The sequence below is a fragment of the Croceibacterium salegens genome, assembly GCF_009827435.1.
GTDB lineage: Bacteria > Pseudomonadota > Alphaproteobacteria > Sphingomonadales > Sphingomonadaceae > Croceibacterium_B > Croceibacterium_B salegens.
On the sequence record NZ_WTYM01000045.1, the window covers coordinates 24,979 to 46,064 of the forward strand.

The 21,086-nt window shown below is 66.2% G+C and carries 14 protein-coding genes; 9 read left to right on the plus strand and 5 right to left on the minus strand.

Annotation, left to right across the window (positions count from 1 at the left end; genetic code table 11):
* Positions 1 to 76 precede the first annotated feature (76 nt).
* On the plus strand, positions 77 to 2,947 hold the full coding sequence (locus tag GRI89_RS11425) for a glycoside hydrolase family 31 protein (RefSeq protein WP_328598220.1): 2,871 nt from the start codon (positions 77 to 79) through the stop codon (positions 2,945 to 2,947).
* On the opposite strand, the gene GRI89_RS11430 is transcribed toward GRI89_RS11425, so the two are convergent.
* Both GRI89_RS11430 and manD read right to left on the minus strand, forming a co-directional pair.
* Positions 2,914 to 3,852, minus strand: coding sequence for a sugar kinase (locus GRI89_RS11430; RefSeq protein ID WP_159795466.1), 939 nt, complete (start codon positions 3,850 to 3,852; stop codon positions 2,914 to 2,916). The genes GRI89_RS11425 and GRI89_RS11430 overlap by 34 nt on opposite strands.
* A 1-nt stretch (position 3,853) precedes the next feature.
* Positions 3,854 to 5,062, minus strand: a complete 1,209-nt coding sequence (gene manD / locus GRI89_RS11435) for a D-mannonate dehydratase ManD (protein ID WP_159795469.1) — start codon at positions 5,060 to 5,062, stop codon at positions 3,854 to 3,856.
* A gap of 74 nt (positions 5,063 to 5,136) precedes the next feature.
* Here manD and uxaC point away from each other — a divergent pair, with 74 nt between their 5' ends.
* The 3 genes from uxaC to GRI89_RS11450 are packed head-to-tail and all read left to right on the plus strand — an operon-like array spanning position 5,137 to position 8,931.
* Positions 5,137 to 6,531, plus strand: coding sequence for a glucuronate isomerase (gene uxaC, locus GRI89_RS11440; RefSeq protein WP_328598225.1), 1,395 nt, complete (start codon positions 5,137 to 5,139; stop codon positions 6,529 to 6,531).
* Entirely contained in the window at positions 6,528 to 7,895 is a 1,368-nt protein-coding gene (locus tag GRI89_RS11445) for a mannitol dehydrogenase family protein (RefSeq protein WP_328598221.1), read from the plus strand. Before uxaC ends, GRI89_RS11445 begins: the two co-directional genes overlap by 4 nt.
* Before the next feature lie 7 nt (positions 7,896 to 7,902).
* Positions 7,903 to 8,931, plus strand: coding sequence for a glycoside hydrolase family 5 protein (locus GRI89_RS11450; RefSeq protein WP_159795472.1), 1,029 nt, complete (start codon positions 7,903 to 7,905; stop codon positions 8,929 to 8,931).
* On the opposite strand, the gene GRI89_RS11455 is transcribed toward GRI89_RS11450, so the two are convergent.
* A complete protein-coding gene (locus tag GRI89_RS11455; protein WP_235913287.1) occupies positions 8,928 to 10,508 on the minus strand; it encodes an MFS transporter in 1,581 nt (526 codons plus the stop codon). The genes GRI89_RS11450 and GRI89_RS11455 overlap by 4 nt on opposite strands.
* A 40-nt stretch (positions 10,509 to 10,548) precedes the next feature.
* Positions 10,549 to 11,895 carry a glycoside hydrolase 5 family protein gene (locus tag GRI89_RS11460; protein ID WP_159795478.1) on the minus strand — a complete coding sequence of 449 codons (1,347 nt, stop codon included), beginning with the start codon at positions 11,893 to 11,895 and terminating at the stop codon, positions 10,549 to 10,551.
* Positions 11,896 to 12,008: 113 nt separating this feature from the next.
* On the opposite strand from GRI89_RS11460, the gene GRI89_RS11465 reads away from it, so the two are divergent.
* From GRI89_RS11465 to GRI89_RS11485, 5 genes are read left to right on the plus strand one after another with little or no spacing between them, the layout of a single operon-like run.
* Entirely contained in the window at positions 12,009 to 14,504 is a 2,496-nt protein-coding gene (locus tag GRI89_RS11465; protein WP_201290916.1) for a glycoside hydrolase family 3 protein, read from the plus strand.
* 56 nt (positions 14,505 to 14,560) lie between these two features.
* Entirely contained in the window at positions 14,561 to 15,994 is a 1,434-nt protein-coding gene (locus GRI89_RS11470; RefSeq protein ID WP_159795484.1) for a carboxylesterase/lipase family protein, read from the plus strand.
* Positions 15,994 to 17,220, plus strand: coding sequence for a glycoside hydrolase family 27 protein (locus tag GRI89_RS11475; protein WP_159795487.1), 1,227 nt, complete (start codon positions 15,994 to 15,996; stop codon positions 17,218 to 17,220). The genes GRI89_RS11470 and GRI89_RS11475 overlap by 1 nt, the downstream gene beginning before the upstream one ends.
* A gap of 12 nt (positions 17,221 to 17,232) precedes the next feature.
* A complete protein-coding gene (locus GRI89_RS11480; RefSeq protein ID WP_235913288.1) occupies positions 17,233 to 18,231 on the plus strand; it encodes a glycoside hydrolase family 5 protein in 999 nt (332 codons plus the stop codon).
* Positions 18,232 to 18,259: 28 nt separating this feature from the next.
* Positions 18,260 to 19,396, plus strand: a complete 1,137-nt coding sequence (locus GRI89_RS11485; protein ID WP_159795490.1) for a carbohydrate binding domain-containing protein — start codon at positions 18,260 to 18,262, stop codon at positions 19,394 to 19,396.
* Here the strand turns inward: GRI89_RS11485 and GRI89_RS11490 are convergent, their stop codons facing one another.
* Positions 19,397 to 21,061 carry a glycoside hydrolase family 43 protein gene (locus GRI89_RS11490; RefSeq protein WP_159795493.1) on the minus strand — a complete coding sequence of 555 codons (1,665 nt, stop codon included), beginning with the start codon at positions 21,059 to 21,061 and terminating at the stop codon, positions 19,397 to 19,399.
* Between the last annotated feature and the right edge of the window lie 25 nt (positions 21,062 to 21,086).

Below are 21,086 nucleotides of genomic sequence, written 5' to 3' on the forward strand. Positions count from 1 at the left end.
ATGGCAGCACCCGCCCCGATGGCGTACCGGGGATTCGACAATGGGGAGAATTGGGGTGCTTGACGGTCGAATGAGCGTGCTTCGCAAAGTGTCGCGGCCGGCCGCGCTGGTACTGGCCGCCTGCGCTTCGCCTGCTTTTGCTGGCAGCGCCGAGCAGGTGCCGCATGGCATGGTCGTGACCACCGATGCGGGCGAGAAGGTACGGGTGCTGTCCTTTGCTGACGGCACGTTCCGCGTCACCGTGGCCGATACGCTGCCCGAAGGGCATTCGACCGCCCAGGTGGTAGCCGAGCCCGATGCCGATCCTGCCTTTTCGACCACCGGCGCCGTGGCCATGCTCCAGACGCCACATTCGAGCGCCCTGGTCGGTCTCGATGACGGCCGACTGACCGTCTACGACGCCGCCGGAAAGCTGTTGCTCGACGAATACGCGCCGGCGCGGCGGCTGACCGCGGTCACGATAGAGGGGCAGGACTGGCTCGCCACGCGCGTCCAGTTCAACCGCGGTACCGACGAAGGGCTCTACGGCCTCGGCCAGCACCAGAACCGGCAAATGAACTACAACGGCGAGGACGTTGAACTCGCCCAGCACAACATGGCCATTGCCCTCCCCTACCTCGTTTCGACGCGCGGCTACGGTATATTCTGGGACAACGCCTCGATTACTCGCGTTGGCGATCCTGAGCCGTACACGGAGCTGAGGGCTGACGGGAAAAGGCCGTCCAAGGACGACACCGTCGTTGTTTCGGAGCCTTGGCCTGCCGGCTGGCGGGCGCAGTATTTTCTCGGTGATAAGCTCGTCGCTGAGCAACTCGAAGCAACGCTCAATTACCAGTACATCCGCGACCAGGCGCGCTGGCCCGAAGAGGCCAAGGCTGCCACCGTCGCAGCGACGACCGGGCAAAACACCGCAGGCAATGCGGTGCAGACCCAGCGCGTCGTCTGGACCGGAAATTACACACCCAGCACGAGCGGCACGCACAAGTTCCGGCTCTATTCGTCCAGCTATGTCAAGGTCTTCGCCAACGGGAAGGAAGTGCTGAACCGCTGGCGGCAGAACTGGAATCCCTGGTATCACAATTTCGAACTGGACCTGACCGCTGACAAGGCGGTCGAGCTCAAAGTCGAGTGGGAACCCAACGCCGGCTACATCGCGCTCTATCACGCCGATCCGTTGCCCGATCTCGACCGCCATTCGGTCAGCTTCGCCAGCGAGGCCGGCAAGAGCATCGACTATTACGTCGTGCCGGGCGCTGACATGGACGCGCTCGTCGCGGGATACCGCCGCCTGACCGGGCAGGCGAGCATGATGCCGCGCTGGGTCTGGGGCTTCTGGCAGTCGCGCCAGCGTTACGAGACGCAGGCCCAGCTCGAAGGCGTGCTCGACTCCTATCGCGGGCAGGAAATCCCAATCGACAACATCGTGCAGGACTGGTTCTACTGGCCCGAGGACCAGTGGGGCTGCCAGTGCTTCGACAAGGCCCGCTTCCCCGATCCCGAGGCTATGGTCGCCGACGTCCACGAAAAGGGCGCGCGGATCATGATCTCGGTCTGGCCGAAGTTCTACCCGACCACCGCCAACGGCAAGGAGCTGCGCGACAAGGGCTTCCTCTACGAACGCCCGCTCGCTGCCGGTCAGCTCGACTGGGTCGGGCCCGGCTATGCCAACACCTACTACGATCCCTATTCGGCCGAGGCGCGCGCGATCTATTTCCGCCAGGTCAGGGACGGGCTCGTCGGCATGGGCTTCGATGCCTGGTGGATGGATGCGACCGAGCCCGACTGGCACTCGAACCTCTCGGTCGACGAACGCAAGTACCAGATGGCCTCGCCCACCACCGGCGTCCCGGGTGCGGCGATCTTCAACTCCTATCCGCTGGTCCATGCCGAAGGGATGGCCGAGGGGCTGCGCGCCGCCGAGCCGAAACAGCGCCCCTTCATCCTCACCCGCAGCGGCTTCGGCGGGATTCAGCGCACCTCGTCGGCGCTGTGGTCGGGCGACGTCGCCGCGCGTTGGGACGACCTGCGCGACCAGATCAGCGCCGGGCTCAATCTCGGCCTCGCCGGCATGCCCTACTGGACCCACGACATCGGCGGCTTCGCGGTCGAGGATCGCTACAGCAAGGAACTGCCCGAAGCGCAGCCGGAATGGCGCGAGCTCTACACCCGCTGGTACCAGTTCGGCGCCTTCAGCCCGCTGTTCCGCAGCCACGGCGAATACCCGCAGCGCGAGACGCCGATCATCGCCAGGGACGACCCGGCGATGATGGAGAGCCTCGTTTACTACGACAAGCTGCGGTACCGCCTGCTGCCCTACATCTACACGCTCGGCGCCGATGCCCATTTCAACGACGGCACGATGATGCGCGCGCTGGTGATGGACTTCGAAGCCGACCGCAAGGCGTGGGACGTGGACGACGAATACATGTTCGGCCCTGCCCTCCTCGTCGCCCCGGCGACCGAGTTCGAGGCGCGGGAGCGCCAGGTCTACCTGCCCGGGGGCGCAAACTGGATCGAGGTGTTGACCGGAAAGCGCCTTGCCGGAGGCCAGCAGGTCACCGTGGCAGCCCCGCGCGAGCGCATACCGCTGTTCGTCCGCGCCGGGTCGATTGTGCCGATGGGGCCGGTCGTGCAGTGGACCGGACAGGACCCGCAGGGACCGCTGACGATCCACGTCTTCCCCGGCGCCGACGGCAGCTTCACGCTCTACGAGGACCAAGGCACCGATATGGGATACGCCCGCGGCGAGTTCGCCCGCATCCCGATAACCTGGGACGACAAGGCGCGCAGGCTCACCATCGGCAAGCGCGAGGGGAGCTTCCCGGGCATGGCGGCAACGCGTGAGATCGGCGTGGTGGTGCACGATGGGCCTGAGGGCCCGGTGTTCGAGCAGGACGCGTCTAAGCGCGTGACCTATTCAGGAGAAGCGCTCGAACTTCCGCTGTAGGGCGCGGCATGGTCGCGCGGCGGGATGGCGCCGCCGCGCATGACCGTCCAGCCGGCGAGCTCGTGGGCCTTCAGCGCTGCCTCGAGGGGGCTGGCGTCGCGCAGGCGGCAGGCGAGGTACCCCGCCGAAAAGGCATCGCCCGCGCCGCTGGAATCGACCGGCTTGAGCAGCATCGCCGGAGGGACGAATTCGCCGTCCGGAAGGCGGCAGCCCTTGCCGCCGAGCTTGACCAGGACCTCGCCGCAGCCCTCCGCTTTCCACAGCGCCGCGACCTCGTCGGCGTCCTCAGTCCCGGACAATTCACGCTCGTCGTCGATCGTGGGAAAGCCGTAATCGGCCTCGCCGGCGGCACGGCTGCGCCAGACCTGCGCCAGCCCTATGTCCTGCCACAGGCTCGCTCGGTAGTTGCCGTCGAAGGCGACCTTGCCTCCGCGCCGCCGCACCTCGCGCGCCAGCCCGAGCAGCGCCTCGCGCCCGTATTCGGGCAGGATCGCTAGCGAGATCAGCGAATAGACCAGCACCTCCGCCACTTCCGCCTGCGCCATGGCCGTATTGACGTCCGGATGCGCGAAAAGCTGCCGTGCAGCGCTGTGCGAGCGCCAGTAGGTGAAGCGCCGTTCACCCTGAGAATCTATCGAGATGGCATAAAGCCCGGTCGCCCGTTCGGGATCACGCAGGACCAGCGAGGTATCGAGCCCTTCCCGCGCCCAGTCGCCGAGCATGCGCGGAGCGAAAGGGTCCACTCCGAGCGCACTGAAATAGGCGACATCGTGTCCGAAACGAGCGAGATGAAGCGCTTGATTGAGCGTGTCCCCGCCGTATCCGACGTCCCATGCCGTTCCGCGCGGGGCGAGTTCCACCATCGCCTCGCCCACACAGACGATCCGTTTGCGACCCGCCAGCATCTCACCAGTTCCACAAGGTGCCGTCTTCGAGACGGGCTATGGGCAGGCAGGCCGGGTCGTAGGGGTACTTCGCCGCCAGCTTCTCGTCGATCGTCACGCCGTGGCCGGGCGCCTCGCCGCAGAACAGGAAGCCGTCCTCGAAGCCATAGTCGTGCGGGAAGACCGCATCGGTCTCCTCGGTGTGGCGCATGTATTCCTGGATGCCGAAGTTGGGCACCCAGGTGTCGAAATGCAGCGCCGCGCCCATGCACACCGGGCTGAGGTCGGTCGCGCCGTGGCTGCCGGTACGCACCTGGTAGAGCGCAGCGAGGTCGGCGATCCGGCGCAGGTGCGTGATGCCGCCGGCGTGGACTACGGTGCAACGGATGTAGTCGATCAGCTGCTCCTCGATCAGCTGCTTGCAGTCCCAGATAGTGTTGAACACCTCGCCCACCGCCAGCGGCGTGGTGGTGTGCCGGCGGATGTGGCGGAACGCCTCCTGGTTTTCGGCCGGGGTCGCATCCTCCATCCAGAAAAGCCGATAGGGTTCGAGCGCCTTGCCCAGCTGCGCCGCCTCGTTGGGTGTCAGCCGGTGGTGGACGTCGTGCAGCAGGTGGTGCTCGAAACCGTAGGTCTCGCGCAGCTTCTCGAAGAGTTTTGGCGCGAAGTTGAGGTACTTGGGCGTGTCCCACACCGTCTCGGTCGGGAGGCGCGCGTCGGCAGGCTCGTAGTGCATGTCACCGCGCCCGACACCATAAGCCTTGTCGATGCCGGGAATGCCGCTTTGCGCTCGGATCGCCTTGTAGCCCATGTCGATATACTTGCCGACCGCGTCGACCGTCGCTTCGAGGTCAGCGCCGTTGGCATGGCCGTAGACCAGCACCCCGTCACGGCTGCGCCCGCCCAGCAACTGGTAAAGCGGCAGGCCGGCGACCTTGCCCTTGATGTCCCACAGCGCGGTGTCGACCGCGGCGATCGCGCTCATCGTCACCGGCCCGCGCCGCCAGTAGGCACCGCGGTAAAGGTACTGCCAGATGTCCTCGATCCGCGCCGGATCGCGCCCGATCAGGCAGGGGATGACATGGTCGGTCAGGTAGGAGGCGACCGCCAACTCGCGCCCGTTGAGAGTCGCGTCGCCGATCCCCACAACACCCTCGTCGGTTTCGACAACCAGCGTCACGAAGTTGCGGCCCGGGCAGGTGACGACCACCCTTGCCGAAGTTATCTTCATGCCCGAAACTCCTCTCCCGTTAGCGCTACCATTGCGCTAGGGGCGGGCAATAGGTCAACACGGGAGATGGGACAATTCGGCCGCTCAAGCTCGACGACGATCGCCTGTTTCCGGCCGACCCGGCGGTGCGGAGCATCGCGCGCGAGCTCTATGGCGAAGTGTGCGACCTGCCGATCATCAGCCCGCACGGGCACACCGATCCGTCGTGGTTCGCTCTGAACCAGCCGTTCGGCAACGCCGCCGAACTGCTGCTGCAGCCCGACCATTACCTGTTCCGCATGCTCTATTCGCAGGGCGTGCGGCTGGAGGACCTCGGTATCGGCGCGGACGCCAACCCGCGCGTCGCGTGGCGCATCCTCGCCGAGAATTTCCACCTGTTCCGCGGGACGCCTTCGCGCATCTGGCTCGACTGGGTCTTTACCGAGGTTTTCGGGATCGAGGTGCGCCTCGAAGGCGAGACGGCGGACCTCTACTACGACACCATCACCGAGGCCCTGGCGACCGATGCCTTCCGGCCCCGCACCCTGTTCGAACGGTTCAACATCGAGGTCATCGCCACGACGGAAAACCCGCTCGACACGCTGGAGCATCACCGCACGATCCGCGAGAGCGGCTGGTCCGGCCGGGTCGTCACTGCATACCGCCCCGACCCGGTGGTCGATCCCGAGTTCGAAGGGTTCGCCGGCAACCTTGCGAAGTTCTCCGAACTGACCGGCGAGGATTGCCTTAGCTGGCAAGGCTACCTTGCCGCACACCGCAAGCGCCGTGCGTTCTTCGCCGCGATGGGCGCGACCTCGACCGATCACGGGCATCCGACTGCGCGCACAGCCGACCTGTCGCCCATTGAAGCCGAGGCGCTGTTCGGGAGGATCGTAGGCGGCGACTTCTCCGAGTGGGATGCCGAGCTGTTCCGGGCGCAGATGCTCACCGAGATGGCCGCGATGAGCCTCGACGACGGGCTGGTCATGCAGATACACCCCGGCAGCTTCCGCAACCACAACGCCGCGCTGTTCGCCAGCCACGGCCGCGACAAGGGCGCCGACATCCCGATGCGCACCGACTACGTCGAAGCGCTCAAGCCGCTGCTGGACCGGTTCGGCAATTCTCGCGACTTCACGCTGATCCTCTTCACACTCGACGAGAGTTCCTACGCCCGCGAGCTGGCACCGCTCGCCGGTCACTACCCCTGCCTGCGCCTCGGCCCGGCGTGGTGGTTCCACGACAGCCCCGAGGGGATGCGCCGCTTCCGCCGCATGACCACCGAAACCGCGGGATTCTACAACACCGTCGGCTTCAACGACGACACCCGCGCCTTCCTCTCGATCCCGGCGCGCCACGACCTCGCCCGGCGGATCGACTGCGGCTTCCTCGCCGAACTGGTCGCCGAGCACCGGCTCGAACTCGACGAGGCGCACGAGGTGGCGCGGGCACTGGCCTACGATCTGGCGAAAGCGGCTTACAAGCTGTGAGGCTTGATCCCGACACGCTCGATCGCTTGCCGCCGAACGTCGCCCGCTTCGCCTACGACCGCGACGCGCAGAAGGTCGGCATCGTCCACTTCGGCATCGGCGCGTTCCACCGCGCGCATCTGGCTTGGTACACGGATGCCGCAATGTCGGCGGGCGAGCGCGACTGGATGATTACCGGCGTCTCGCTGCGTTCGGATGCCGTCGCTAGGCAACTCAACCCGCAAGGCGGACTCTACACGCTGACCGAGCGCGCGGCGGGCGAGGACGTGACGCGTGTCGCCGGTGCCGTACGCGACGTGCTGGTGGCAGGACGCAGCGATGCGCGGCTGGCAATCGGCCTGATCGCCCCTTCCACCCATATCGTCAGTTTCACCGTCACCGAGAAGGGCTATGCCCGTGCGGCCGATGGATCACTCGACCTCGGGCTGGCAGAAGCGAGCTTCTACCCTCACCTGACGCGCGCATTCGAGGAGCGCAGGCAGGCGGGCATTCCCGGTCTCACCCTGCTGAGCTGCGATAACCTGCCGGCCAATGGCGATACACTGCGCAGGCTGATGTGCGAGTACCTGGTGGCGAAATCGCCCGACGCGCTCGGCTGGTTCGAGAGCGAATGCAACTGTCCGAACGCGATGGTCGACCGGATCGTACCCGCGACGACAGACGCCGATATCGACGCGCTCGCAAGCCGCATCGGCTTGCGCGACGAGGGCGCGGTTTTCACCGAACCGTTCAGCCAGTGGGTGATCGAGGACAGGTTCGCCGGTCCGCGACCCGGCTGGGACCATTATGGGGCCCAGTTTGTCGCCGACGTCGCGCCGTACGAAACCGCCAAGCTCAGGATGCTCAACGGCGCCCATTCAGCGATGGCATACCTTGGTTTGGAGCGTGGTCACGAGTTCGTCCACGAGGCCATCGCCGATCCCGAGCTACGAGCGCTGGTCGAACGGCTGATGCGGGATGAAGCGGCGACAAGCTTTGAGCCGGCGCCCGGTCAGGACCTCGATGCCTACGCCAAGGCCCTGCTCGAACGGTTCGCCAACCCGGCGCTTAACCACCGCCTCGCCCAGATCGCGATGGACGGCAGCCAGAAAATCCCGCAGCGCTGGCTCGCCAGCCTCGCGGTGCACCAGACGCGCAGCAATAAGCCGATTGCCACCCTGACCGCCCTCGCCGCTTGGTTGCGGCACGTCCGCGACGGGCTTTTCGTGGACGATCCGCTGAAGGAGGAACTGGCAACGACCTGGCGCAAGCAGGGGGTGGACGGGATTGTCCCGGCGTTGTTCGGCGACAATGCGCCGATCGCGTCCAACTGGCGGCCGAGCCCTGCCGAGAAGGCTTTTCTGGAGGCGGAAACTGCTCGGTAAGGCGGTCTTGCCTGCTTTGGCGTTGCTGGCCGGTCTTCCCTCGGCAGCTAACGCCCGTGAAGATCTCGACCTCGCCGGCGTATTCACACCAGCCCCCGCAGCCGTGCCACGCGTCGGCCCTGCTCTCGCTCTCGACAAGTGCGTCAACCTGTCGAACATGTTCGATACGCCGCCCGACCGCAGCTATTGGGGCCGCGAATTCGAGGATGCCGACATCGCGCGGATCGCGAGCAAGGGATTCACTGCGATCCGGCTGCCAGTGCGCTTCAACGCCCACGCGCTTGAAGTGCCGCCCTACACCATCGATCCGGTGTTCATGGATCGCATCGCGCAGGTCGTAAGTCTCGCCACCGCGCGCGATCTCAAGGTCATCGTCGACCTGCACCATTACATCGAGCTCGATGAGGATCCGGCCGGCCAGGCGCCGCGTTTCGCCGCGCTGTGGCGACAGGTAGCCGAACGCTTTGCCGATGCGCTCGACAGCGTGGTGTTCGAATTGATGAACGAGCCGCACGACAAGTTCGGAGCCGACAACCTGCTGTCTGTGCTCGAACCGGCGCTCGCCGAGGTTCGCAAGACCAACCCCACTAGGATCGTCGTGATCGACGGGCCTGACTGGGCAGGGCTTGACGCGATGCTGACCAGCCCGTTCCCCGACGACCCCTACGTCGTACCGACGTTCCATTACTACTCGCCGGTCAATTTCGGCTTCGACAAGGCTCCGTGGCTCAAGCCCAACAGCCGCAACGATTTCGGGCGGCCCGAAGACCTGGCATTGATCCGCGCCGATCTCGCCAAGGTGCAAGACTACATGACGCGCACCGGCCGGGTTCCGTTCGTCGGCGAATACGGTGCGTGGGAACGCCGCCCACTTCAGGCGCGCGAGGAATTCTACGAAACGCTGAGCGAAGCTTTCGCTTCGATCGGCGTCGACAGCTGCGCGTGGGGATACACCAACACCATGCACCTGTGGGACGACAAGTCCGGCTGGGTAGGGCAAATCGCCGACCGCATCGCCGCGCCGTTACGAAACTAGATGCCCGTCCCGTCGAAGGTGTGACCGTCGGGGTCGAGGTCGCGCAGGTCTCGGCCACGGGTTTCCTGTCCGAACCACGCCACCAGTAACAGCGCCGCGACAGTCGGAAGGACCACGATTATCGACACGGCGCCCAGCGCGGGGACCATCGCAAGAACCGCAAGGACCTGCGCCAGCATCCCCCCACCCTTGCTGCACGCCGCGACGACGCCTGTGGTCCGGCCGCGGATGCGCATCGGAAAACTCTCTGCGGCATAGGGCAGCAGCATCGCAATCAGCGCGTTGGTGCCGATGATCAGCAGGGCGACCGGGATGACCGGGCTGCCAGTGCCTGCCAGTTCCAGTCGCAAGACCAGCAGGAGCCCCAAGACCGTCACGGCAAGCGAAGCAATGACCGAACCCTTCGTGCTCCATCGGCTGTAGCCCCATGCGGCGATGAAGATGGTCGGCAGTGCGATGAGCGCGGATTTGGCGAGCAGGCTGCTCGACAGCTCCATGCTGTAACCCTTGGCCACGAGGTCGGCAGGAAGCCAGAGCAGCAGGCCGAAGTTGATCAGGCCGTAGCAGGTCGCGGCGAGGCTGAGCGCGAGCAACTTGCCGACGAATGCGCGACCGGTCAGCGCCCCGGCTCCGGCCTTCGCGAATTGCACCGTTTCCGATATCGGACCGCGCCTCGCCTCGGAACCGAACAGCGCCATGACCTTCCGCGCCTCGTCCTTGCGGCCACGCGCGAGCAGGAACTTGGCAGACTCCGGAATCAATCCCCCGAGCAGCACCAGCGCCAGTCCCGTGGGCAGGTTGGCAAGCCACAGCACGCGCCAGCTGAACGTCGGCACGAGCACCGCCGACAGGCCGCTCGCCGCGAAGTACCCTCCGACCGAGCCGAGCCCGCCGACCAGCACGAGGCTCCAACCGCGGTGCTTCGAGGGCATCATTTCCGCCAGGAGGGCATAGGTGACGGGCAGCATCCCCCCGGCGCCAAGGCCCATGATGAAGCACATGGCGATATTCCAGGCGAGCGAGGGCATCGCTCCGCAGATCGAAGTGCCGACGAAGACCACCGCCGAAAGCAGGATCGAGGCCTTGCGCCCGTAGACGTCCGCGATCAGCCCCCACAGCACCGAGCCGGTCACCGTGCCGAGCAAGGCCGACAGCGGCACGAGCGAGACCAGCTGCTTGCCGACCCGGTATTCGTCGACCATGCCGGGGATGGTGAAGCCGAGACTCGACGGTTTCATCACGTCGATGACCAGCGCGATCACCAGTACCAGCATCAGCCGCCAGTGCGCCGGCGTCAGCGGCAGGTCTTCCGGCGGGGAAACGACGATCTCCCGGGAGGCCGCGACCTGTTCGGCGACGTTTCTCGGCAGCAAGCCGTAGGCCGCGATGCCGATCCCGCCGATGATCAGCGCCATGCCCCAGACCATCTCCTGGCCCATCGGCATGCCGTAGAGCCGGTAGCCCATGTCCTGGGCCATCATGAACATCGGCAAATGCAATGCCACGCCGGCAGTGACAGCGATCACCCCGAGCACGAATACCGATGCTGCGCGGCGGTCCCTAAGGGCCGTGACCAAGGAAGCGATCCTCTCCTGACTTCGTGTCCGGCCGCCCCCGTCAGGCCGTGGCGAAGCTCTTCGCATGTTGGGAGATAATCGCAATCATTGCTTCGTCGGTATCGAAGTTTCCGTACCAGCCCTGCGGCTCGTGCGGCGGATCGCCCATGTACTGGGTGTCCTCGCCTGCGACGAAATGGTGGTCGGGATGCTGTGCCCGCGCCTCGCCGTTCCACGCCCAGAAGTTGGTGCCCTGGACCGGACCGTTCGCGGCAAGGCTGGCCTCGGCGGCGGCGTAGATCATGCGGTAGTAGCGCTGGCGGAAGGTGGTCGTCACCGACGGGTCGTAAAGTTCCCCGTCGCGCGGGAAGCCGAATTCCTCGAACACCAGCGGCTTGCCGGCATCGACGGCGAGCTTGACGTGGGTGTCGATGTAGTCGGCCACCTTGGCGGCGCCGCTGTCCCACGTGCCGGCGAGGTCCTTGCCGTCGACCCATCCCCAGTTCAGCGGCCAGATGTGCCCGGTCATGTAGTCGATGTTCTGGTGCGCCCGCACGACGATGTCGGTGTCGCCGTTGGTCGCGATGGTGCCCTCCATCCCGAGCGAGACGAGGTGGTTCGGGTCGAGCGAGCGAATCAGCGCGGCGCTGTCGTCGATCCACTTGTTGTAGGCCGGCAGGATCGCCTGCATCACCGCAGGCGAGACGCCCGGGCGCGGCTCGTTGGCGAGCTGCCAAGCCATCAGCGTGGGATCGTCCTTGTAGGCGACCCCGGTGACCGAATTGGTCCGCCCGACCAGCATCTTCACATAGTCAAAGAAGCGCTTGATAGCGGCCGAATTGGCGTAGAACGCACTGCCTGCATCGGGGAACGCCGGCCAGGGATCGGCCGGATCGTTCATGTCCTTGTACTTGCCGGTTTGCCAGTAGAGCCGGCTCATCATCCCGCCGGACCATTCCCAGTTGTTGGTAAAGTAGAGCACCGCCGTCATGCCGCGCTTGCCGAGTTCGGCCATGGCCACGTCGAGCCCGGCGAGCAGCGCGGTGTTGAGCGTGCCGTCCTGCGTCTCGAAACCCGGCTTGATGCTGTTCCTGACAGGGCTTTCCTCAGCGCCAGCGAGGAGCCGCACGTTGCCGATGCCGATCGATTTCAGCCGGTCGAGTTCGCGGCCCAGCCGTGCCCGGTCGCCGTACTTCGTGTCGCTGCCGAGCCAGGCGAGGTACCAGGCGTTGGTTCCGGTGTAGCGGTACCATTCGCCGCCTCGACTGAAGCGCGTTCCATCGACCGTCACGAAGCTGCTGGCCTTGGAACTCGCGACGCCCGCGCCGCTGCATCCGGCCAGTCCCACGGCGGCAATCCCGGCCAGCGCAGTGCGTCTGTCACAAAGCGGTGATGTTACTCTTACCATTTCGCCCCCTCTTCCCATCAGGCAATGATAGCGCTACCATAACCCCCGAGATGCGGCAATTCCGGTGAATGGAATACGCGGCACGAGGGGGAGAAACTGTCTTGAATCGTCCAATGCGACTCGCACTTGTCTTCGTCGCCGCTTTAACGCTCAACGCGTGTTCGCGGGAAGCTGCGCCTGGCGGCACGGCTTCGGCCGAGGGTGACGGCACCGCCCATCCCGAAATCTGGCCGGAGTACAAATACCCCGTGCCGGTGGATCCAGCCGTCGAGGCGAAGATCGCCGACCTGCTCAAGACCATGACGCTCGAGGAAAAGATCGGCCAGCTCGTCCAGGCCGACCTGTGCTGCGTCACCCCGGACGACGTGCGCAAGTACAACCTCGGCTCGATCCTCGTCGGCGGCAACAGCGGCCCCAACGGCAACGACCTTTCGCCCGCGCCCGACTGGCTCAAGGCGGCCGATGGGTTCTACCTCGCTTCGGTCGACAAGAGCGACGGCGGGGTCGGCATCCCCGTCATCTGGGGGACCGACGCGGTTCACGGCCACTCCAACATCATCGGCGCCACGATCTTCCCGCACAACATCGGCCTTGGCGCAGCGCACGACCCGGCGCTGATCGAGCGCATCGGCGCTGCGACCGCCAAGGAAATTCGCGTGACCGGCCAGGAATGGACCTTTGCGCCCACGGTCACCGTGCCGCAGGACTACCGCTGGGGTCGCGCCTACGAAGGCTACTCGTCCGATCCCAAGCTCGTCGCCTCTTACGTGGGTGCGATGGTCCGTGGGCTGCAGGGCACGCCCGACGAGACCAACCTGCTGGCGCACGACAAGGTGATTGCTTCGACCAAGCACTTCCTCGCCGATGGCGGGACCAAGGGCGGCGTCGACCAGGGCGATGCACAGATTTCCGAAGAGGACCTGCGCGACATCCACGGCTTGCCCTATGGCCCGGCGATCCAGAACGGCGTCGCAACGGTAATGGTCAGCTTTTCGAGCTGGCAGGGCAAGAAGCTGACCGGCAACAAGTCGCTGATCACCGGCGTGCTCAAGGACCGGATGGGCTTCGGCGGTTTCGTCGTGTCCGACTGGAACGCGCACGGGCAGGTCGAAGGCTGCACCAACAACTCGTGCCCGCAGGGACTGCTCGCCGGGCTCGACATGTACATGGCGCCCGACAGTTGGAAGGGGGTCTACGAGGACCTGCTCAAGCGCGCCAAGGCGGGCGAAATCCCCATGGAGCGGATCGATGATGCCGTGGCGCGGATTCTGCGCGTCAAGTTCCGGCTCGGCCTGTTCGAGGCCGGCAAGCCATCGGACCGCCCGCTGGCCGGCGACTGGAAGGTGCTCGGCTCGCCCGAACACCGCGAGATTTCGCGCGAAGCGGTGCGCAAGTCGCTCGTCCTCCTCAAGAACCAGGGCGTGCTGCCGCTCAAGGCGGGTGCGCGCTTGCTCGTCGCCGGTGACGGAGCCGATGATATTGCCCGGGCTTCCGGAGGCTGGACAATCTCGTGGCAGGGCACCGGGCTGACCAACGCGATGTTCCCCGGCGGCACCTCGCTCTGGGCGGGCCTGAAGCAAGCGGCGGAAGCCGGCGGCGGCAGCGCCGTGCTCTCGCCCGACGGCAGCTTCACCCAGAAGCCCGACGCCGCCGTAGTCGTGTTCGGCGAGAAGCCCTACGCCGAATTCCAGGGCGACCGGGCGACGCTGGCGCTCGATGCCGACCTCACCGGGCCCTACGCCACGATGAAGAAGCTCAAGGCCCAAGGTATCCCGGTTGTCGCAGTGATGATCACCGGTCGCCCGCTCTACGTGAACCCGGCCCTCAACGCCGCCGACGCTTTCGTGGTGGCCTGGCTGCCCGGCACCGAAGGCGGCAAGGGCCTCGCCGACGTGTTGATCGGCGATGCCGCCGGCAAGCCGCGGTTCCAGTTCACCGGCCTGCTCCCGGCGGCCTGGCCGAAAACGCCGGACATGGCCGACGGCGCGCTCTACCCGTTCGGCTACGGCCTGACCTACGCCACGCCGCGCGCGGCGTGGAAGGCCTTGGCCGAGATCGACGAGAGCAGCGCCGGCGATGCGCGAGTCTATTTCACCAAGGGCGTCCCCGCTTCGAGCTGGTCGCTGGTGCTCGGGAACATCGACCGCGGCGAGGAAAAGCGCATCACCACTGTCCCTGCCGATGCGATCGGCGGCCGCGCGCACATCACCGCCACCGACGCGGCGGTGCAGGAGGGCGCTCGCCGGATCGTGGTCAGCGACGGCGGCGCTGCGCTGGCGGTTTCGAGCCACGACCCGCTCAACCTCAGTCGCGAAACCAATGGCGACGTGATGGTCCTGTTCACCGTCAAGGTGAGCAAGGCGCCCGCCAAGGCGGCTTTGGCGCTGCGCTGCGACGGATCGGGTTGCGGTTCGCGCGAACCCGTGACGCTGCCGGTGACCAACTCGTTCGTTCGTTATGGCCTTCAGCTCAAATGCTTCGCCGGCAAGGGCGCCGACATGAGCAAGGTCACCGCGCCGTTCATCCTCGAAACGACCGGCCCGGCGGACTATGCCCTTGCCGAGGTGCGTTTGGGCACCGACGCGGAGAAGGTCCTGCCATGCAATTGAGGGTGTTGTTTGCGGCAGCGTTGCTGGTCTCTGCACCAGCGGTTGCTTCGCAAGACATGCTAGTCACAGTCGATGTACCCGGCGGCCAGATCGTCGGCCATGCAGCCGCCGAGACCTATGTGTCTGTCTTTCGCGGCATCCCCTACGCCGCCCCGCCAACCGGCGAGCTGCGTTGGCGACCGCCGCAGGCGGTGGTGGCCTGGCAGGGAGTGCGCGATGCAACTGCTGTCGCCCCCGCCTGCTTGCAGCACCTCGAAAGCTCGGAATGGAACCGCGCGCAGTGGCTCCACGCCAGCGAGGACTGCCTGACGCTCGACGTCAAGACTTCGAGCCTTACCGGCAAGCGCCCGGTCATGGTCTGGATCCACGGCGGCTCGAACCGCGCCGGGGCGAGCGGCGGGCCGGCGGATTCGGACCTTACCGCGCAGGGCGTGGTCGCGGTGAGCGTGCAATATCGCCTCGGCGCGCTCGGCTGGCTGTCGCACCCGGCGCTTTCCGCCGAACAGGGTGGGTCGAGCGGCAACTACGGGCTGATGGACCAGATCGCCGCGCTGCAATGGGTCCACGACAACATCGCGAAATTCGGCGGCGATCCGGACAACGTGACGATCTACGGCGAGAGCGCCGGGTCGCAGGACGTGTCGTTACTGCTCGCCGCGCCCGCGGCGCAGGGCCTGTTCCACAAGGCGATCATGGAGAGCGGCACGCCGGGCTTCGGCCTTCCGTTCCGCAGCCTCGCCGACGCCGAAGCGATGGGCAAGCAGTTCTCCGACAAGGCCGGCACAGGAAATAGCCTAGAGCAGATGCGTGCGCTGTCGCCGGTCGCGATTTTCGCCATCGAGGACGAGCTGCAGGATCCGCCCAATGGCAACGCGATGATCTTCCTGCACACCACCGTGGACGGCAAGGTCCTGCCGGCGGCGCCCGACAAGCTGATCGCCGCGAACAAGCCGAAGCCGGTGATCCTCGGCACCAACAAGGTCGAGTTCTCCAACGAGCAGTTCGACGAGGCCAACCTGCCGCCTTACGCGAAGGCGATGTTCGGGGAGCATGGTGCAGCGGCGCTCGAGCTCTACCGGATAGAAAAGGCCGACCCGCGACGCGGCAAGATCGCCACGCGGATCATCTCCGACGCGCTGTTCCATTGCCCGACCGACCACCTCGCCGACCTGTTGGCCGAGAACGACTACCCGACCTGGCGCTACCAGTTCGATGTCGGCCCGAACGGGGGCCTGACCAGCCACGCCTTCGAGATCGGCTGGGTGTTCGAGCGCAAGCCGGTCGGCGGCGGTGTGAACATGCAGGATTACTGGGCCGCGCTGGCGGTGGCCGGCGATCCTAACGGCAAGACCGCGATCTCCACGGCCCGCCCGAAGTGGGAGCGATGGACTGTCGCAAAGCCGCAGCAGATCGAGTTCGGCGAGACAGCCACGGCGATGGCGCCGGGCAAGCCGCGCAAGGACTTCTGCGACCTGACGGAGGCCTACTGATGCGCCTGCTGGCATTGCTCCTTTGCGCCCTCGCTGGCCTTCTCGCAGAACCGGCAGCGGCGCAGAAGGCACCGGACCTGGCGCTGACCCCGCCGATGGGCTGGAACAGCTGGAACCACTACGGCTGCAACATCGACGAAACGCTGATCAAGCGCACCGCCGACGCCATCGTGTCGAACGGGCTGCGGGATGCGGGATACGTCTACGTCACCCTCGACGATTGCTGGCACGGCGCGCGCGATGCGCATGGCGATATCCAGCCCGATCCGCAGCGCTTCCCCTCGGGCCTGAAGGCGCTCGGCGACTACCTGCACCAACGCGGGCTCAAGTTCGGCATCTACTCCGACGCGGGCGAGAAGACCTGCGGCGGCAAGCCCGGTAGCCAGGGCCACGAATTCCAGGACGCCGCGCAATACGCCCGCTGGGGCGTCGATTACGTCAAGTACGACTGGTGCAACACCGGCGAAGGCGAGGCCAAGCGCAATCCGCTGGAGGCCTATGCCACGATGAGCAAGGCGATCGCCGCGAGCGGGCGGCCGATGATCCTCTCGATCTGCGAATGGGGTGAAAACAAGCCGTGGCTGTGGGGCAAGCAGTACGGCCACCTGTGGCGCACCACCGGCGACATCACCAACTGCTGGGACTGCGAACTCGGCCACGGCAACTGGCTGAGCCACGGCATCCTGCCGATCCTCGACATGCAGGTGCCTTTGCGCGCCTATTCCGGCCCGGGCGGGTGGAACGATCCCGACATGATGGAGGTCGGCAACCTGCCGCTTCTGGCCGAAAACCGCAGCCACTTCGCGATGTGGGCCATGCTCTCCGCCCCGCTGATCATGGGCACCGACGTGCCCGACATGAAGCCGGAGATTGCCGCCATCCTGACCAATCCGAGGATCGTGGCGATCGACCAGGACCCGCTCGGTATCCCCGCACTGCGCTGGCGCGCCACGCCGGCAACCGAGGTCTGGGCCAAGCCGATGGCGGGCGAGCGCTGGGCCATCGCCGTGCTCAACCGATCCGACGAACCGCGCGAGGTCGCTATCGACTGGACGCACGGCGAACTGCGCGACGACGCCAAGGGGCGCGATCCCGCCTTCGCCACCCGCACCTATGCCCTCACGGATGCATGGACGGGCGCCTCCGCCGGCACAACCGTCAATACAAAGCTGGTCACCGTCGGACCGCACGACACGGCAGTCTTCACACTGACGCCGAACAAATAACCGGAGAGAGCCATGAAGCACCTGATCGCCCTTGTCGCCGCCACGTCGCTGGCCCTCTCCGCCCCTGCCTCCGCCGCCGACAGCCTGCCGGTGGGACTGTGCATCAACATGGGCAACAGCTTCGAGGTCGGCAGGTTCGGACCCGAAGGCGTCAGGAATGCGGGAGCGAACGATTTTACACGCATCGCTGCCGCCGGGTTCAAGACCATCCGCCTGCCGGTTCGCTGGTCGGACAAGACCGCCGACGATCTCGGCCATGCCATCGACCCGAAGTGGATGGCGCAGGTCGACACCGCGGTCGGCCAGGCGCTCGACGCCGGGCTCAACGTGATCCTCAACGACCACCACTTCGAAGCGCTCGACGACGATCCCGCGGCCAATTCCGCCAAGCTCGCAGCGATCTGGAGGCAGGTCGCCAAGCACTTCGCGGACCGACCGACCGATCGCCTGTGGTTCGAGATCGAGAACGAGCCGCACAAGAACCTGACCAACGCCAACCTGCTGGCCACGCTGAACCCCTCGCTCGCCGCGATCCGCGAGAGCAACCCGGACCGTCCGGTCATCATCGGCGGCGAGAACTGGTCGGGGATCGATTCACTGGCGACGCTCGAACTGCCCGACGATGACAACGTCTACCCGACGTTCCATTATTACGAGCCGTTCGACTTCACTCACCAGGGCGCGACCTGGGCCGGAGACCCGCCGCCCAAGGTAGGCCGCGTTTACGGCAACGCGGCCGATGCCGAGAGGCTGGTGCGCGACGTCGACAAGATCCGCGCCTATGTCGAACGCACCGGCAAGGTGCCCTTCATGGGCGAAACCGGCGCCTATGAGGGCTACATCGAGCCCGAACAGCGCGCCGCCTATCACCGCGCCGTACGCGAGGCCTTCGCCCCCACCGGGATCGGGGTCTGCGCCTGGGCCTACACCAACACCTTCCCATTTTACGACCAGAAGGCAGGCAGGTGGATTCCAGGCATGCTGGAGGCGTTCGGCCTGCCGGAGAAATAACGACAAGAAAAAGGGGGGAGCAAAAGTCATGACCTGGAAGGCGATCGTCACGAGCTTCGTGGCAGCGGCCCTCATTGCGCCGGCAGCCAACGCGCAGAACCTGAGCGCCAAACTGAAGGAGCTCGACGCGCAACTGACGGGCGATCTGCTCAACGACCCCACGCGGCTCGACTGGGCCGAACAAGGCGCGAACTACAAGTCGGAAGGCTTTGCCGATCCCGCGATACCAGGTGGCGGCGCGGCCAAGCGTTTTGCCATCGGCGCTGCCTCGCCCGACGCATGGACCGTGCAGGCCTACGTTCCTCTGTTAGGCAATATCGAGCGCGGGGAAACGGTGACCATCGGTTTCTGGGGCCGGGCCGTCGAGGCTGCGACCAAAGACGGGCAGGGAACGGTCGGGGTGCGGGTGCAGGACAACGTCTCGCCATGGCCCGGCTTCGGCGACAACACGGTCAAGCTCGGTAGCAAGTGGGAATGGCATGAGGTCAGCGCCACGGCGACGGTTCGTATTCCGCGGCGCACCGGGGTCGTTACCTTGCAGCTCGGCGCGGCGAAACAGACCATCGAGATCGGCCAGACGATCGTCGTGAAAGGCGCGGCAAAGATTGTCGGCGCGGCGCCCGCCCCGGCCTCGCCGAACGAGCAGGCCCTCGCCTCGCTTTCGGCGCAGTTCGAGCTGCCGCCCCCGCTGCGCGAAACGCGCGGCGAACTCCTGCTCCGTCCAGACCAGCGCGGTTGGGGTCATTCGGGCCCGCCGGGCGCGTTCACCGAACTCGAAAACCAGGCGATCTGGCTGGGCAAGGCGACGCGCTTCACGGTGACCGAAAAAGGCGAGAACCGGTGGGACGTAGGCACTTCGATACGACTCGACCAGGGTATCGCGGCGGGTGATCACCTGCTGGTCGCCATCGCCGCGCGCAGCGAAAGTGCGCAGACGGCCGACGGAAACGCTGTCGTCGGTATCCGCGTGCAGAGCAGCGAACCGCCTTACCCCGGGTTTGCCGACAACCTTTTCAAGGTCGGCCCAAGCTGGCAGCTGATCCGCGTACGCACCACGGCGACGGAGGCGATCGAGGCAGGAAAGGCGACAATCGCGCTCCACTTCGCCGAAGCACCGCAAGTGGTCGATATCGGTCCGGTATACGTTTTCAAGACCGAGGAATGATCAGTGCGCCGCGTAGGCATAGGGGCCAACCGTCACCCCGGTGAACAGGCCGGTGTGGATCGAGGCCATGCGCTCGACATCGATGTCGCTCGCCAGCGCCCGCCAGGCGGACTGACTGGCGGGGCGCCACTGGACCAGCGCCGTGCCACGATCGATCGCCAGCTTGAGTTCGACCGATTCGACGTTTGTCGGCAGATCAGCGCGGGCCACCAGCGCCCCGTTCGCCGGGTCCTCGTTGCCGTTGCGATAGCGCACCGCGAGGTACCCGCCGCCCTTGTCGCCCTCGATCCCGGCGACGAGGAAGTGCTCCTCGCTGGCGAAGGCCATCAGGCCCGCTAGGTCGCCCTGCGCCTCTGGCGCAAAGGCAACGCGGGCGGTCCACTGCGCCACAGGGTCGCGCATCCGGCGTCCGAGGAAGTGCGGCTTCGCCAACGTGCTCGCAGCATCGGTCCCGGCCACGACTTGCAGGGCACCGCGTTCGCGGTCGAGCACGTACCATTGCTCGTCCGCGGGATTGCGAAGCTGGATCCACTCGGGCGAGAGGCGCGCACCACGGAAGTCCTCGCGCCAGGCGCGCCAATCCACTGGCTTGCCCGCCGGAAGGCCGGGACGTTTCGCCTCGAGCGGCACCGGTGCGCCGGGGGGAAGGATCGTCGGCCAGCCATCCTTCCACGTCACCGGCAGCAGGTAGGTCTCGCGCCCAAGCAGCGTCGATTGCCCGGCGAAGGGCCGCGTGGCCAGAAAGGTCGTCCACCACGAACCGTCGGCCAGTTCGAACAGATCGGCATGGCCGGTCGCCTCGACGCGGTCAGCCCGGTCGGCAGGCAGGTCACGCTGGGTCAGCGTCGGGTTGTTTGGCCCCGGCACGTAAGGCCCGGTCACGTTGCGCGAACGCCAGATGGTCTGCGAATGGTTCTCCGCCGTGCCGCCCTCGGCATCGTTGATGTAGTACCAACCGTCTTTCTTGAAGATGTGCGGCCCCTCGGCCCAGACCGGCTTGGTCGATGGATCGACCCCGCCGTTCACCACCATCGTACGCGGACCGAACATCCGGCCTTTCGCAAGGTCGATCTGCTGGACCCACAGCGCGCGGTGGCCCGAATAGGTCTCGCCGCCTTCGGGCAGGTCGTTGTTGATCACCCACACGTTGCCGTCGTCGTCGAAGAACAGCGAGGGATCGATTCCGTCGAATTCCACCCAGACCGGGTCCGACCACGGCCCGGCCGGATCCTTTGCCGTGACGTAGAAGTTGCCACCGCAGCGAACGCAGGTGTTGAAGATGTAGAACGTGCCGTCGTGCCAGGTGATCGCCGGGGCATAGACCCCGTCGGCGACGGCGCGCATCTTCGACAGGTCGAGCATTCCGGGCCGATCGATGGCGTGACCGATCAGTTCCCAGTTCACCAGGTCACGGCTGTGGAACACCGGGATGCCGGGGAACCAGCCGAAGGTGCTCGTCACGAGGTAGAAGTCGTCTCCGACGCGAACCGTCGACGGATCGGGGTGAAAGCCCGGCAGGATGGGGTTGCGATACATGCCTGGATTTGTCGGAGCCGGGCCTTGGGCGCGGTACTCGATGTCCGAAAACGTGGCCACCGGACCGGCTGCCACAGGTGTCGCCGCGAATGCCATCAGCGCGGCAGCCGTCACCTTCAATGCACGCATTCTAAATCCTCTCCAAGGGCAAACG